This window comes from Neisseria sp. 23W00296 (assembly GCF_044772855.1).
GTDB lineage: Bacteria > Pseudomonadota > Gammaproteobacteria > Burkholderiales > Neisseriaceae > Neisseria.
This window is the reverse complement of record NZ_CP173024.1, coordinates 77,173-91,563: the sequence shown is the minus strand read 5'-3', so window position 1 is coordinate 91,563 and position 14,391 is coordinate 77,173. Positions and strand designations below refer to the sequence as shown.

Sequence of the window (14,391 nt, the reverse complement as noted above, 5' to 3'; positions counted from 1 at the left end):
ACCCTATAATGCCGCTTTCATTAACACACTTACGGGAAAATAAAAATGTCTGAACCCTTTTTGCATTGGACTTCCGATTTGGACACGGGCATCGATCAGGTTGACGAACAGCACAAAATCTTGGTGCAGTACATCAACGAAATGCATGATGCACACACCGCCAACGACCGCGACGGCGTCGGCAAAGCGCTCGACAACCTCTTGGGTTACACCATCCAACACTTCTCCGACGAAGAAGACCTGCTGAAAATGGCCGAATATCCGCTGGTAGACGCACACCACCGCGTGCATCAAAACTTCGTCGACAAAGTGCAGATGTACAAAGGCCGCTTCGACAACGGCGACGACGTCAGCCAGGAGCTGCTCGACATCCTGGAAACCTGGCTCTTCATGCACATCCGTCGCAACGACCACGGCTATGTGCGCCATGTGAAAGAAAAACTGGGCTTGTAAACCGCCCGCCGCAAAATGAAAAAGGCCGTCTGAAAAAACTTTTCAGACGGCCTTATCTTTTTTCCGCTGCCGCGGAGGGTGTGTCGGCCTGCGGCGTACACCCTACACACAAAACAAAGAGGCCGTCTGAAATCTTTTTCAGACGGCCTCTTTGCGCTTTGCGCCTGCATTTACGGCCGGCCGGTTTTGCGGCTGTATGCGAGAGAGGTGAGTATGGAGGCGCCGAGTGCGCCGAAAACGACGGCAAGCGAAGTGCCGACGGGGATGTGTATCCAGTGCATGACAAGCATTTTGATGCCGATGAAGCTGAGGACGAAGGCGAGGCCGTAGTTGAGGAAGACGAAGCGGTCGGCCATGTCGGCAAGCAGGAAGTACATGGCGCGCAGGCCGAGGATGGCGAAGATGTTGGAGGTGAGGACGATGAAGGGGTCGGTGGTGACGGCGAAGACGGCGGGGATGCTGTCGACGGCAAAGACGACGTCGCTCAGTTCCACCATCACCAGCACAAGCAGCAGCGGGGTGGCCATGCGGCGGCCGTTTTCGCGGGTGAAGAATTTTTCGCCGTTGAGGTTTTTGCTGACGCGGATGTGTTTTTGCAGCCATTGCAGAATTTTGTTTTGCGACAGGTCTTCGTCTTCTTCGCCGCCCTGCTTAATCATTTTGATGCCGGTGTAGAGCAGGAAGGCGCCGAAGAAATACAGTATCCATTCGAAGCGGCTGACGAGTACGGCGCCGACGAAAATCATGAGGGCGCGCAGGACGATGGCGCCGAACACGCCGTAGAGCAGGACGCGGTGCTGGTATTGCGGCGGCACTTTGAAGTAGCCGAAGATCATGAGGAAGACGAAGAGGTTGTCTACCGCCAGCGATTTTTCCAAAACGTAGCCGGTGAAGTATTCCATGACTTTGGTTTTCGCCAATTCGTGGCCGTAGGCTTGATTATGGGCGATTTCCCAGTAGAGCCAGCCGGCGAAGGCGCAGGAGACGGCGATCCACACTATTGTCCAGGCCAGAGCTTCTTTGCTGCTGATCTTGTGGGCGCCGCTTTTTTTCAGCGTCAGCATGTCGATGGCGATCATGGCGAGGACGGCGGCGGCGAATACGCCGTAAAACAGGGGTGAGCCGATGCTCGGTGCTGCGGTCATATTGTGCGTTCCTTGCGTTTGGAAGCGGTTTAAAGGCCGTCTGAAAGTGTTCAGACGGCCTCCCGTTTCGGTTTATTTGACGAATTTCAAAACTTTTTTCTTTTCCGTGCCGCCATCGGGTTGTTTGCCCTCGGGCGCTTGGGCATCGGGAGTGTTTTCAGACGGCCTCTCGGCAGCCGGCTGCTTTGCCGCTTCCGCGCCTTCTTCGGGCTCGTAGGGCTCGACTTCAAAGCCCATGCCTTCGCCGGTTTCGCGGGCGAAGATGCCGGAGATGTGGCCGACGGGTATCCAGATGTCGTGCGCCACTCCGGAGAAACGGGCGGAGAAACTGACCCATTCGTTGTCTATCGTGAGGTTGCGGGCGGCGTTCGGGCCGATGTTGAGGACGATTTCGCCGTCACGCACATACTGCACGGGTACTTGGGTGTGGCCGTTGACCCAGGCGGCGATGTGGGCGGTGTAGCCGTTGTCGTTGCACCATTCGTACAGCGCGCGCAGAAGATAGGGTTTGGTGCTGCTGCTCATGACGTTTTCCTCAGCGGCGCATGGCTTTTTCGGCGGGGGTGAGCGCTTCGATGAAGGCTTCGCGCTGGAACAGGCGTTCGGCGTATTTCAAAAGCGGCGCGGCGTTTTTGCCGAGTTTGATGTCGTAGTGGTCGAGACGCCACAGCAGCGGGGCGATGGCGACGTCGATCATGGAGAAATCGTCGCCCATCACGTATTTGTTTTTGGTGAAGGCGGGGGCAAGCAGGGTCAGCCCCTGCGATACGGCTTCGCGCGCTTTGGCCTGTTCTTTGGATGTGGATTCGGGCGCTTCGAGCACTTGGACATGGCTGAACAATTCGCGCTCCATGCGGAACAGCACCAAACGGCCGCGGCCGCGCTGCACGGGGTCGCCCGGCATCAGCTGCGGATGGGGGAAGCGCTCGTCGATGTATTCGTTGATGATATTGGATTCATAGAGGATGAGGTCGCGCTCCACCAGCACCGGCACTTGGTTGTAGGGATTCATTACCGCCAGATCTTCGGGCTTGTTGAAAATATCCACGTCTTTGATTTCGAAATCCATACCTTTTTCGTAGAGGACGAAGCGGCAGCGGTGGCTGAACGGGCAGGTAATGCCGGAATACAGAATCATCATGATGGTTTGCTCCTGTTCGGTTAAAACGCATATCCGCATGCGGCGGATATGATGTGATTGAAAAATAAGGATATTATACACAAGGCCGTCTAAAAACGCCAGAAAACGGCTATAACGCTATGTTTTCAAATTGAAAAAATCAAAAAGCGGGGTTACCCCCGCTTTCGTTGCGCCGCTTAGTGCACGTCTTTCCAATATTCCTTTTTCAGGAAGTAGGCCAGAGGCAGCATCACGGCCAAGAGGAAGATCATCACGATGTAGCCGATCTGCTTGCGCTCGACTTGGGCGGGTTCGCCCATGTACACCATGAAGGCCACCAGGTCTTTGGCGTAGTCGTCGTACTCTTTGGTAATGACTTTGCCGTCGGGCGTTTTGCGGGTCATGGTGCCGACGGATTCCCAATTCAGCTTGGGCACCAAATTGCCGTGTTCGTCTTTCACCATCACGGGCTGGCCTTTGGCATCGAGTTCGACCGCGCGGACTCCCTGCTGCTGCCACAGCGGGTGCGGCATGCCGACTTTGTCGAAGACGGTGTTGTTCCAGCCGGTGGGGCGGGTCGGATCTTTATAGAAGCCGCGCATATAGGCGTAGAGGTAGTCCGCACCGCGCGAGCGGGCAATCAACGACAAATCGGGCGGCGCGGCGCCAAACCATTTTTTGCCGTCGGCCGGGCTCATGGCCGCGTGCATGACGTCGCCGACTTTGTCGGTGGTGAACATCAGATTTTCTTTAATCTGCTCTTCGGTCAGGCCGATGTCCTGCAAGCGGTTGAAACGCATATTGCTGGCCGAGTGGCACGACAGGCAGTAGTTGGTGAAAATCTGCGCGCCGCGCTGCAGGCTGACCTGGTCGCCCAAGTCGATGTCTACTTTTTCATAGTTCGCGTGGCCGCTGGCGCCAGCGATAACCGGTGTTGCCAATGCGAAGGCAACAATCCATTTTTTCAATGTATTTTTCATTTTGCCGCCCTCATCAGATATTGGTTGCAAACAGATACGCGCCGACCAAGGTAATCGTAACGTAAACGAAGAACATGACTTTCTGTCTGCCCGTGCTCATGGTTACGCGTTCGGGAACCGGTTTGGTTTTGTCCAGTTTGGTGTAGAACGGCATGCCGATGAAGAAGGCGAAGTAGACGCAGGTCAGGATGCGGGCAACAAGCGTGCGGGAGTCGGTGGCCACCATCGCGCCGAGGATGCCCAGACCGATGAAGGCGATAACAAACAGCACCAGCGCGGTTTTGAAGACCGGGCCGCGGTAGCGCACGGATTTCACCGGCGAGCGGTCGAGCCACGGCAGCAGGGCAATCAGCACCACGGCCGCGCCCATGCCGATCACGCCCCAAATCTGCGTGCCGGCAAACGAGGGGATGGCGCGCAAAATGGCGTAGAACGGGGTGAAGTACCACACCGGCGCGATGTGCGCGGGAGTTTTCAGCGGGTCGGCAGGGTCGAAGTTGGGGCTTTCGAGGAAGTATCCGCCGCCTTCGGGAGCGAAGAACATCACAGCACAGAAGACGATGAGGAACACCACCACGCCGAGAATGTCTTTCACAGTGTAGTAGGGATGGAAGGGAATGCCGTCCAGCGGCACGCCGTTTTCGTCTTTGAGTTTTTTGATTTCCACGCCGTCGGGGTTGTTCGAGCCGACTTCGTGCAGGGCGATGATGTGTGCCACCACCAAGCCCAAGAGCACCAGCGGCACGGCGATAACGTGCAGGGCGAAGAAGCGGTTGAGCGTGGCATCGGAGATGGTGAAGTCGCCGCGTATCCAAACGGACAAATCGGGGCCGATTACGGGAATAGCGGAGAACAGGTTGATAATCACCTGCGCGCCCCAGAACGACATTTGTCCCCACGGCAGCAGGTAGCCCATAAAGGCTTCGGCCATCAGCGCAAGGAAAATCAGCGAGCCGAACACCCACACCAGCTCGCGCGGTTTTTTGAACGAGCCGTAAATCAGGCCGCGGAACATATGCAGGTATACGACGATAAAGAAGAAGGATGCGCCGGTAGAGTGCATATAGCGGATGATCCAGCCGCCGGATACGTCGCGCATGATGTATTCCACAGCGGTGAACGCGGCGGGCAGGTTGTATTGGTTCAGGTTGCCGTCGGGCTTGAAGTTCATCACGAGGAAGATGCCGCTGACAATCTGAATCACCAGCACTAAAAGCGCCAGTGAGCCGAAGAAATACCAGAAATTGAAGTTTTTCGGCGCGTAGTATTCGGAAAGGTGTTCGCGCCACATTTTAGACAAAGGGAAACGAGCGTCCACCCAGTCTAACAATGCCTTTGCTTTGCTATTGGTTTGGTTTGCCATGATGAAGTCCCTTTTTTATGATTCGGCACCGACCAGAATGGTGGTGTCGCTTAGATATTTATGGGGGGGAACAATCAGATTGGTCGGCGCGGGCATACCGGAGAACACGCGGCCGGCGATGTCGAATTTCGAGCCGTGGCAGGGGCAGAAGAAGCCGCCTTTCCAGTCTGCACCCAAATCGGCGGGGGCGATGTCGGGACGGAAGGTCGGCGAGCAGCCCAAATGGGTGCAGATGCCGACGGCCACCAGCACGTTCGGTTTGATCGAACGGGTTTCGTTTTTGCAGTCTTCGGGCTGGTGGTCGACCTCGGAATTGGGGTCGGCCAGAGAGCCGTTGAGGCTTTTGAGGTCTTTTACCTGCTGGTCGGTGCGGTTCACCACCCATATCGGTTTGCCGCGCCACTCGGCGGTCAGCATCTGTCCGGCTTCGAGCTTGCTGACGTCGATTTCCACCGGCGCACCGGCGGCCTTAGCCTTTTCCGAGGGAAACCAGCTGGCTACGAAGGGCGCAGCCGCACCTGCTGCGGCCACCCCGCCCGCTCCCGCTGTTGCCAGCACGAGGAAACGGCGGCGGCCTTGATTGATTTCTTGATTATCCATTATTTCAGTCATCCTGAGATTTTGAAAATACCGAGCCATTAAACCCCGCAATTCTACCCGAACTGCTGGGGTTACTTAAAGCACTATTTAAAATAAGGTAAATTTTTGAAGGGTTTTTTGACTTTAAGCAGGATTTTTTTCGTCGAAAAAGACGGTTTCCACGTTAAAGCGCCGTTGCAGCGCCTGCGCCAGCGCCAGGATGCCGTAACGCTCGGTGGCGTGATGGCCTGCCGACAGGAACACCGCGCCGGTTTCGTTGGCAAGGTGGTATTGTGCTTCGGAGATTTCGCCCGTGACGTAGACCTGTGCGCCTTCGTTTAAGGCCGTCTGAAAAAAGCCCTGTGCGCCGCCCGTACACCAGCCGATGCGGGAGACGGTTTGCGACAGATCGCCTGCGGCAACGGGTTCGCGCTCCAGTTTCTGCGCCAAATCCGCCGCGAGCACGGCGGCGGTTTGCGGCGTTTTCAGACGGCCTATGTGCAGCAGGTTTTGTTCGCCACAGGTATATTCGGTTTCCCAGCCCATCAGTTTGGCCAGTTGGGCGTTGTTGCCCAGTTCGGGGTGGGCGTCGAGCGGCAGGTGGTAGCCTGCCATGTTGATGTTGTGGCGCAGCAGGGCGGCGATGCGCTCTTTTTTCCAGCCGGTAATGGTGACGGGTTCGCTTTTCCAAAACATGCCGTGGTGCACCAGCAGCATTTGCGCGCCCTGCTCTGCCGCGTATTCGATGGCGGCGCGGCTGGCGGTGACGGCGGCGGCAATTTTGGCGATGTGTTCGGTGCCTTCGACTTGCAGGCCGTTGGGGGCGTAGTCTTTGAAGAGGCGGGTTTGCAGGGTGTCGTCGCACCATGCGAGGATTTCGCTGCGTGTGGCCATGTTTGTGTCCTTTGCTTGATCTGTTTTGAAACGGCGGCGCATTGTAGCGGAAAAGGCCGTCTGAAAACCCCGATCGGAGGTTTTCAGACGGCCTTTCTGTCTTTCAGACGGCCTGTCTTATGCGGCGGCGTTTTCCGTCAGCCCCAAATGGCGCAGCAGGGCGTCGGGGGTGGCGTCGCGGCCTCGGAAGGCGCGGAAGGAGGCGGCCGCGCTGCGCGAGCCGCCGCGCGAGAGGATTTCGTCGCGGAAACGCCCGCCTGTGGCGCGGATGTCGCCGCTTTCTTCAAAGGCGGCGTAGGCGTCCGCGCTTAATACTTCGGCCCAGGCGTAGCTGTAATAGCCTGCGGAGTAGCCGCCGGCGAAGATGTGGCCGAAGCTGTTGGCGAAGCGGTTGTAGGCGGGCTGGGGGATGACAGCCACTTCGGCGCGTACGTTTTCCAGCACCTGTGCCCAGTCTTTCAGACGGCCTTCGTCGCTTTCGCTGTATATCAGCATGTCGAACAGGGCAAATTCGGCCTGGCGGGCGAGGAAGAGGCCGACTTGAAAGTTTTTCGCCGCCAGCATTTTTTTGTACAGCTCTTCGGGCAGGGGCGCGCCGCTTTCTTCGTGTTCGGACATGGCGCGCAGGGTGTCGTATTTCCAGGCGAAGTTTTCCATAAACTGGCTGGGCAGCTCGACCGCGTCCCATTCGACGCCGTTGATGCCGGAAACGCCCAATTCGTCGATGCGGGTGAGCAGATGGTGCAGGCCGTGGCCGGTTTCGTGGAACAGGGTAACGATTTCGTCGTGGCTCAGCCGCGCTTCTTTGCCGCCGACGGGCGGGGTGAAGTTGCAGACGAGGTAGGCAACGGGCATTTGCACGCTGCCCGCCCTGCCGCCGTCGAGGAAGCGGCGGCGGCCTTGGTAGTCGTTCATCCACGCGCCGCCGCGTTTGCCTTCGCGGGCGTACAAATCCATGTACACGCCGCCGATTACCGCACCGTCCTGTTCGAGTTCGTAGTAGCGCACGTCGGGATGCCAGACGGACACTTCGCGCTCGCGCAGGGTCACGCCGTAAAGCCTGCCGATTTGGCCGAACAGCCCGGCAAGGACTTTGCCGGCGGGGAAGTAGCGTTTGACTTCGCTTTCGGAGAATGCGTATTTGGCTTCGCGCAGTTTTTCGCTGGCATAGGCGATGTCCCACGCTTCTAGCTGCGGCAGACCCAGTTCGGCGCTGGCGAACGCCTGCAACTCGGCCAAATCTTTTTCTCCGTGCGGCTTGGCGCGGGCGGCGAGGTCGCGGATAAAGGCGAGCACCTGCTGCGGCGATTCGGCCATTTTGGTGGCAAGGGAGCGTTCGGCGTAGTTGGCGAAACCGAGCAGGCGGGCTTCTTCGAGGGCGATTTCGAGGGTGCGGGTAATGATGGCGGTGTTGTCGAATTTGCCGCCGTTGTCCAACTCGCTGGCGCGGGTAAGGTAGGCGCGGTGCAGGGTTTGGCGCAGTTCGCGCTCGTCGGCGTGTTTCATCACCGCCAAATAATGCGGGATTTGCAGGCCGATTTTCCAACCCGTTTTGCCTTCGGCCTGCGCGGCGGCGGCGAACATGGCTTTTTCGTCGGCATCCAGGCCTTTCAGACGGCCTTCGTCGTCAAAATACAGGGCGAAGGCGTCGGTGGCGTCGAGCACGTTTTGCGAAAACTGCGCGCCGAGTTGGGCGGCTTCGGTTTGCAGCGAGGCCAGTTTTTCCTGCTGCTCCGGCGGCAGCTCGGCGCCGCTCAACACGAAATCGCGTAAATCGTGTTCCAGCTTGGTTTGCTGCGCTTCCGACAAGGCGGCAAATTCGGGCGAGGCTTTGATGGCTTTGAAGCGTTCGTAAAGCCCGATGTCCTGGCCGATTTCGGTGAAAAAGACGGTCACTTCGGGCATCAGGGCGTTGTATTCGGCGCGCAGTTCGGGCGTGTCCACCACGGAATTGAGGTGGGAGACGACGCCCCAGATGCGGCCGACGCGCTCGGTGAGGTCGGTGAGCCGCTCGACGGTGTTCAGCCAGCTTGCCTGCGGTTCGGCCTTGACGGCGGCCACGGCGGCGCGGGCGTCGGCCATCGCGCTTTGCAGGGCGGGCTTGATGTCTTCGGTGCGGATGTCGGAAAAACGGGGCTCGTCGGCCAAATGGAGGAGGACGTTGTCGGTCATGGGGTTCTCGCTTGTTTGCAAATGGGAAAAGGGTTTCAGACGGCCTCTGAGGCCGTCTGAAAACGAAACGTACAGCCCGCCAAATGGGGCTGTTTGGCAAAATTACAGCCCGCAGGGGGCGGATTGTCGGAACGGAATTTCGCAGAATGCGCTGCTGCGGTGGCACGCTCCATATTGGCTTAAAGGCCGTCTGAAAGCGTGAAAACGCCCTTTTCAGACGGCCTTTTGCCGTGTTCAGGCGTAGCAGAAAAACATTTCGCAGATGCCGCTTTTGGGATCGTAGTGCGCGCCGCAGCCGCCCCAGTCGAATTTGCCGGTGCTGCCGATTTCTTCGGCCAGCCAGCGGCGGTAGAGGCTGAGGCTTTCCAGTTCGTAGCTTCCGACCAGTCTTCCCACGATGCCGCGTTTCTGTCGGCCATGGCAAAACGGATGGATTTCAGCGTTTGGCCGCAAAAAGCAAGGCTGATGAGAAAACGCCGCCCGCGGTATTCGGTTTCGGGCAGGCCGAACCAATACCAGCCCGTGCCGACATCATGGGTTTCCCTGTCGGGAAACGCTGCCTGTATCTGCGAAAGGGTGGTATCGCGGGTCAGGAATATGTGCGGCGGCATGGAAAAACCGCCGTTTTTCAGGTTGAGGAACATGGGTTTCCTTTAGGGGAGGCCGTCTGAAAAAGTTTGGCTGCGCCGAAGCTGCGCTTTCAGACGGCCTTTTGCCTATTCCTGCGTATCTTCCGTTTTGTCCGCCGCAATCAGGGCGGCGGTTTCGTTTTCTTCGGCTTCTTCCAGCAGTTTGCGGTCTATCTGTTTGCCGGTTTTCAGGCCGAGTTTATGCAGCTTTTGGGCACGGCCGATGAGGTTGCCGCGGCCGTCTTTGAGCTGGTTGAAGGCTTTTTGGTAGGCGGTTTGCGCCTGTTCGATGTTTTTGCCGACGCTTTGCAGGGTTTCGACGAAGCCGGCGAATTTGTCGTACAGCTTGCCGCCCTCTTCGGCGATGGCCAGGGCGTTGCGGTTTTGCTGTTCGTTGCGCCAGATGTTGGCGACAGTGCGCAGGGTGGCCAGGAGGGTGGAGGGGCCGGCGAGCATGATGCGTTTGTCGAAGCATTCCTGAAAGAGGCTGCCGTCCTGTTGCAGGGCGAGCAGGTAGGCGGGTTCGACGGGGATGAACATGAAGACGAAATCGAGGGTGGTGAGGCCGTCGATGTTGCTGTATTGCTTGGCGGCCAGTTCGGCGACGTGGCGGCGCACGGATTGGACGTGTTCGGCCAGATGTGTGCGGGCTTCGTCTTCGTTTTGTGCCTGGGTGTAGCGCACGTAGGCGGTGAGGGAGACTTTGCTGTCGATGACGATTTGTTTGCCGTCGGGCAGGTTGACGAGGACGTCGGGCTGCAGGCGGCGGGTGCTGCCGTCTTCCTGCGTCTGCACGGCGGCGGCCTGCACGGTGTATTCGCGCCCTTTGGCGAGGCCGGAGTGTTCGAGCACGCTCTCCAATATCATTTCGCCCCAGTTGCCCTGGGTTTTGTTGCGGCTGCCGGTGAGGGCGCGGGTGAGGGCGGCGGCGTCTTCGTGCAGGCGGCTGTTGAGCTGTTGCAGGCGTTTGAGTTCGTTTTCGAGGGTATGGCGCTCTTTGGCTTCTTTTTCGTAGGTGTTTTGCACGAGTTGGGAGAAACCGCCGAGTTTTTCGTTCAGCGGGTTGAGCAGCAGGCCGAGCTGTTCACGGTTTTGTTCGCTGAAACGGCGGCTTTTTTCTTCGAGGATTTGGTTGGCAAGGTGTTGGAAACGGCTGCCGAGGGCGTCGCGGGCTTCGTCGAGCAGGGCGAGTTTTTCTGCCTGCGCCTGACGCTCTTTTTCAATTTGGGTGGCGAGGCGTTCGTTTTGCACGCGGCTGTCGGACAACTCTTGCTGCAAGGTAGCGTAGTCGGTTTTCAGACGGCCTAATTCGTCGGTTTGGCGGCGGTTTTGCGCGGCGGCTTCTTCGAGTTGCGCCGACAGGCGTCCGTTGGCGGCGCGGCTGTCGGACAATTCCTGCTGCAAGGCGGCATGGTCGGGTTTCAGACGGCCTGCTTCTTCGGCTTGGGCGGCGAGGTGGCGCACCTGCGCTTCGAGGGCGGCGCGGCGGCTGTCGAGTTCGCGGATTTGCCCGTGCAGTCCGTCGGCGGCGCTGCGGGCGGCGGCCAGTTCGCTTTGCAGCTCGGGCAGGCGGCGGGCGTGGACGTTGGCGGCGGCCAGCTCGTTTTCGGCGGCGTTCAGACGGCCTCTGAGGCCGTCTGAAAAGCGGGTTTGCTCGGCCAGTTCTTCTTCGCTGCGGCGTTGCTCGGCGGTGAGACGGTCGCACAGTTCTTCAAGGTGGGCGCGGTTTTCTTCGAGGGCGGCGCAGCGGCTTTCGCTTTCGGCCTGCGCGGCCCGGTGCTGCCGCTCGCGCTCGGCCGTATCGGCCTGATGGCGGTTTTGGCAGACAAGGCGGGTAATCAGGGCGGCGAGGGCGGCGGCAGTGAAGACGGCGGCGGCGAGGATGAGGTAGTAGTGGTTTGCGGTCATGGTGTGGAAATGAGGAGGATGAGGCCGTTCCCGTCTGCACGGGAATGACGTTTCTGAAAGCGAAGCTTCAACGAGGTTAAAACAGGTTTCAGACGGCCTAGGGGTTATCGGCGCGGCGCGGCCAGCTCGTCGGTAACGCGCTGCAAAAAGGCGACGCGATCGGGCGAAACCGCGCCGCTGTCGGCCGCCTGTTTGACGGCGCAGCCTGGTTCCTGGCGGTGGGTACAGTTGTGGAAGCGGCATTGCCCGACGAGGTGGCGCAGGTCGGGGAAATAGCGCAGCAGGTCGGCGGCGGCGAGGTGGTGCAGGCCGAATTCCTGCAAGCCGGGCGAGTCGATAAGGAAGGTGTCGCTGCCGAGGTCGTACATTTGCGCGTGGGTGGTGGTGTGGCGGCCGGAGTCGAGGGCGGCGGAGATGTCGCCGGTGCGGGCGGCGTCGCTGCCGAGCAGGGCGTTGGTGAGGGTGGATTTGCCCATGCCCGACTGGCCGAGAAAGATGTTGGTGCGCCCCGCCATCAGCGGCGGCAGGGCGGCGGCGTTTGCCAGCGCGCTGACTTCGACGACGGGGTAGCCGAGGGCGGCGTAAAAAGCGAGTTTCTCCCGCCACGCCGCGCTTTCGGGCAAATCGCTTTTATTGAGGACGACCAGGGCTTCGATGCCGCCCGCCTCCGCCGCCAGCAGGGCGCGTTGCAGCAGGGTTTCGTTCGGCGTGGGCACGGCGGCGGTCACAACAAACATTCTGTCGACATTGGCAGCGATAAGCTTGGTGCGCCAGGCGTCTTGGCGGTAGAGCAGGCTGCGGCGCGGCAGGAAATCGCTAATCACGGCCTGCTCTTCGTTCTGCACTTCGATGTGTACGAAGTCGCCACAGGCGTAATCCACCCGCTTTTTGCGCGTGGTAGCGTCGTAAACGCGGTCGGAGGCGGCGCGAACGGTGTAGCGGCGGCCGTAGCTGGCAATGATGCGGGCAGTGTCGGACATGGTGTTCGGTAACCAAAAAGAAACGGATTTTAACAGAGGCGGCCGCGCCGTGCCGCCGCACGGGCATCCGCGCCCTTCGTCTATCATGCCGCCTTTTTTCAGACGGCCACCCCATGCTCTCCTGCCGCGTTTCCCCGACCGCTTGAACAACGGCATCGGTCTGACGGTTTTGCAGCCGCAAGGAAAGCGCACCTTTTCCGTGCGCTACCGCCTGCGTATCGGGGATGAAGAGGCCGTCTGAAAAGGCCGCGACCTTTGCGAAACCGCTCAGGCCGTCTGAAACAGATAAGGATCGGGCGTACAGGCCGTCTGAAAACGAAAAAACCCGCCGTTTGCGGCGGGTTTTTGATCGGATGGCGCAGCTTACACTTTGGCGGCTGCGGCCACTTCGGCGGCGTAGTCGACTACGGCTTTTTCAATGCCGTCGCCCACTTTGTAACGCACGAAGCTGATCACTTCGGTATTGTTTTCTTTCAGGTACTGGGCAACGGTTTGGTCGGGATTCATTACGAAAGCCTGGCCGTTGAGGGTGATTTCGGCCAAGAATTTTTTGATGCGGCCTTCGACCATTTTGGCGGCGATGTCGGCGGGTTTGCCGGACTCGACGGCCTGCTGGGTGTAGATGTGGCGCTCTTTTTCGACGGTTTCGGCGTCCACTTCGGCTTCGGATACGCATTGCGGTTTGGCGGCAACGATGTGCATGCCGACTTTGCGGGCGACGTCTTCGCTGCCTTTGTATTCCACCAAAACGCCTTCGGTGGCCAGCGCGCCGTGGATGTAGGCGGTGAGGCTGTTGGCGGTTTCGATAACTTTGAAACGGCGCACGGACATGTTTTCGCCCAGTTTGGCGATAACCGCTTTGCGCTCGTCTTCCACCAGGGCGGCCAGCGCTTCGATGTCGGCGGGTTTTTTGGCAACGGCGGTTTTGGCAACCGAGTTGGCAAACTCGACAAAGCCGGCGTCTTTGGCGACGAAGTCGGTTTCGCAGTTCACTTCCACCAGTGCGCCGGTGTTGCCTTCGATGGCGTAGGCCAATACGCCTTCGGCGGCGGTGCGGCCTGCCAGTTTGCCGGCTTTGGCGCCGGATTTGATGCGCAGGATTTCTTCTGCTTTTTCCATGTTGCCGTCTGCTTCAACCAGGGCTTTTTTGCATTCCATCATGCCAAGGCCGGTGGCGGCACGCAGGTCGGCAACCATTTTTGCTGTGATTTCAGCCATTTTTGTCTCCAAGGGTATTAAGGTTACAGGCCGTCTGAAACCGTTTTCCGCAGGGCGGGAAACTTTTCAGACGGCCTTTTGCATCGGTGTTATTCGGCAGCGGCGGCCTGTGCGGCGGCTACGGTTTCGGCAACCGCTTGGTTTTTGCCTTCCAATACCGCATCGGCGATGCCGCGGCAGTAGAGGCGGATGGCTTTGGCGGAATCGTCGTTGCCGGGGATGACGTGTTTCACGCCGTCGGGGCTGTTGTTGGTGTCGACTACGGCGATAACGGGGATGCCCAGTTTGGCGGCTTCGACCAAAGTGCCGTGCTGGTAGCCGGTGTCGATAACGAAGATGGCGTCGGGCAGGCCTTTCATGTTTTTGATGCCGCCCAGCGAGCGTTCGAGTTTTTCCACTTCGCGGGTCATGTCCAGCAGTTCTTTTTTGCTGTAACCGCTGTTGTCGGCGTCGGCCAGAACGGCGGATTTTTCTTCCAGGCGTTTGATCGACTGCTTGACGGTTTTGTAGTTGGTCAGCATGCCGCCGAGCCAGCGGTGGTCGACATAGGGCATGCCGGCGCGGGTGGCTTCTTCGCGGATGATTTCGCGTGCCTGGCGTTTGGTGCCGACAAACAGCACGGTGCCTTTGTTGGCGACGAGGCGGCGCACGGCTTCCTGCGCTTCAAGGAAGAGCGGCAGGGTTTTTTCCAAGTTGACAATGTGGATTTTGTTGCGCGAACCGAAAATATACTGCTCCATTTTCGGGTTCCAGAAACGGGTTTGGTGGCCGAAGTGTACGCCTGCTTCGAGCATTTGGCGCATGGTGATTTGGGACATGGTTTTCCTTCAAAAGGGTTAGTGCAGACACCCGCGCACAGAATTTCCGACCGGCGGAAACACCCTTCGGACGCGGAGTGCGAGCGTTTCAATGACAATAAAAAAGCGCTTTTTACGGGAAAAAGCGGCGGC

At 59.0% G+C, this 14,391-nt stretch carries 16 protein-coding genes; 3 read left to right on the top strand and 13 right to left on the bottom strand.

What is annotated here, in order from left to right:
- Positions 1–45: 45 nt before the first annotated feature.
- Entirely contained in the window at positions 46–453 is a 408-nt protein-coding gene (locus ACG2K1_RS00460; protein ID WP_094031010.1) for a bacteriohemerythrin, read from the top strand.
- Positions 454–623: 170 nt separating this feature from the next.
- Here ACG2K1_RS00460 and ACG2K1_RS00455 read toward each other — a convergent pair whose 3' ends face one another.
- The 9 genes from ACG2K1_RS00455 to ACG2K1_RS00415 all read right to left on the bottom strand — a co-directional run bounded on the left by ACG2K1_RS00455 (position 624) and on the right by ACG2K1_RS00415 (position 9,102).
- Positions 624–1,598 (bottom strand): TerC family protein, encoded by a 975-nt coding sequence (locus ACG2K1_RS00455; RefSeq protein WP_395428831.1) that lies wholly within the window; start codon positions 1,596–1,598, stop codon positions 624–626.
- Between the two features lie 72 nt (positions 1,599–1,670).
- Positions 1,671–2,123: a ClpXP protease specificity-enhancing factor gene (locus ACG2K1_RS00450; protein WP_009425524.1), complete on the bottom strand. Its 453-nt coding sequence runs from the start codon at positions 2,121–2,123 to the stop codon at positions 1,671–1,673.
- A gap of 10 nt (positions 2,124–2,133) precedes the next feature.
- A complete protein-coding gene (locus tag ACG2K1_RS00445) occupies positions 2,134–2,739 on the bottom strand; it encodes a glutathione S-transferase N-terminal domain-containing protein (protein ID WP_009425523.1) in 606 nt (201 codons plus the stop codon).
- Positions 2,740–2,915: 176 nt separating this feature from the next.
- On the bottom strand, positions 2,916–3,698 hold the full coding sequence (locus ACG2K1_RS00440) for a cytochrome c1 (RefSeq protein ID WP_395428830.1): 783 nt from the start codon (positions 3,696–3,698) through the stop codon (positions 2,916–2,918).
- 13 nt (positions 3,699–3,711) lie between these two features.
- Complete coding sequence (locus ACG2K1_RS00435; RefSeq protein ID WP_009425521.1) at positions 3,712–5,061, bottom strand: cytochrome bc complex cytochrome b subunit; 1,350 nt, start codon at positions 5,059–5,061, stop codon at positions 3,712–3,714.
- Between the two features lie 15 nt (positions 5,062–5,076).
- Positions 5,077–5,661, bottom strand: coding sequence for a ubiquinol-cytochrome c reductase iron-sulfur subunit (gene petA, locus ACG2K1_RS00430; RefSeq protein WP_036495662.1), 585 nt, complete (start codon positions 5,659–5,661; stop codon positions 5,077–5,079).
- 123 nt (positions 5,662–5,784) lie between these two features.
- A complete protein-coding gene (locus tag ACG2K1_RS00425; protein ID WP_395428829.1) occupies positions 5,785–6,534 on the bottom strand; it encodes a Nif3-like dinuclear metal center hexameric protein in 750 nt (249 codons plus the stop codon).
- Between the two features lie 117 nt (positions 6,535–6,651).
- Positions 6,652–8,706, bottom strand: coding sequence for a M3 family metallopeptidase (locus ACG2K1_RS00420; protein WP_395428828.1), 2,055 nt, complete (start codon positions 8,704–8,706; stop codon positions 6,652–6,654).
- Positions 8,707–8,940: 234 nt separating this feature from the next.
- A complete protein-coding gene (locus ACG2K1_RS00415) occupies positions 8,941–9,102 on the bottom strand; it encodes a hypothetical protein (protein WP_395428827.1) in 162 nt (53 codons plus the stop codon).
- Between the two features lie 47 nt (positions 9,103–9,149).
- Here ACG2K1_RS00415 and ACG2K1_RS00410 point away from each other — a divergent pair, with 47 nt between their 5' ends.
- Positions 9,150–9,377, top strand: coding sequence for a hypothetical protein (locus tag ACG2K1_RS00410; RefSeq protein WP_395428826.1), 228 nt, complete (start codon positions 9,150–9,152; stop codon positions 9,375–9,377).
- 45 nt (positions 9,378–9,422) lie between these two features.
- Here the strand turns inward: ACG2K1_RS00410 and rmuC are convergent, their stop codons facing one another.
- Positions 9,423–11,243 (bottom strand): DNA recombination protein RmuC, encoded by a 1,821-nt coding sequence (gene rmuC / locus ACG2K1_RS00405; protein ID WP_395428825.1) that lies wholly within the window; start codon positions 11,241–11,243, stop codon positions 9,423–9,425.
- Between the two features lie 104 nt (positions 11,244–11,347).
- On the bottom strand, positions 11,348–12,223 hold the full coding sequence (gene rsgA / locus ACG2K1_RS00400; RefSeq protein ID WP_395428824.1) for a ribosome small subunit-dependent GTPase A: 876 nt from the start codon (positions 12,221–12,223) through the stop codon (positions 11,348–11,350).
- On the opposite strand from rsgA, the gene ACG2K1_RS00395 reads away from it, so the two are divergent.
- The gene (locus ACG2K1_RS00395) at positions 12,222–12,464 is read left to right on the top strand and encodes a hypothetical protein (RefSeq protein ID WP_402838331.1); all 243 of its coding nucleotides are present in this window, start codon (positions 12,222–12,224) and stop codon (positions 12,462–12,464) included. The genes rsgA and ACG2K1_RS00395 overlap by 2 nt on opposite strands.
- Positions 12,465–12,586: 122 nt before the next feature.
- Here the strand turns inward: ACG2K1_RS00395 and tsf are convergent, their stop codons facing one another.
- Both tsf and rpsB read right to left on the bottom strand, forming a co-directional pair.
- Positions 12,587–13,441 (bottom strand): translation elongation factor Ts, encoded by an 855-nt coding sequence (tsf, locus tag ACG2K1_RS00390; RefSeq protein ID WP_009425512.1) that lies wholly within the window; start codon positions 13,439–13,441, stop codon positions 12,587–12,589.
- A gap of 89 nt (positions 13,442–13,530) precedes the next feature.
- A complete protein-coding gene (gene rpsB / locus ACG2K1_RS00385; RefSeq protein ID WP_009425511.1) occupies positions 13,531–14,259 on the bottom strand; it encodes a 30S ribosomal protein S2 in 729 nt (242 codons plus the stop codon).
- Between the last annotated feature and the right edge of the window lie 132 nt (positions 14,260–14,391).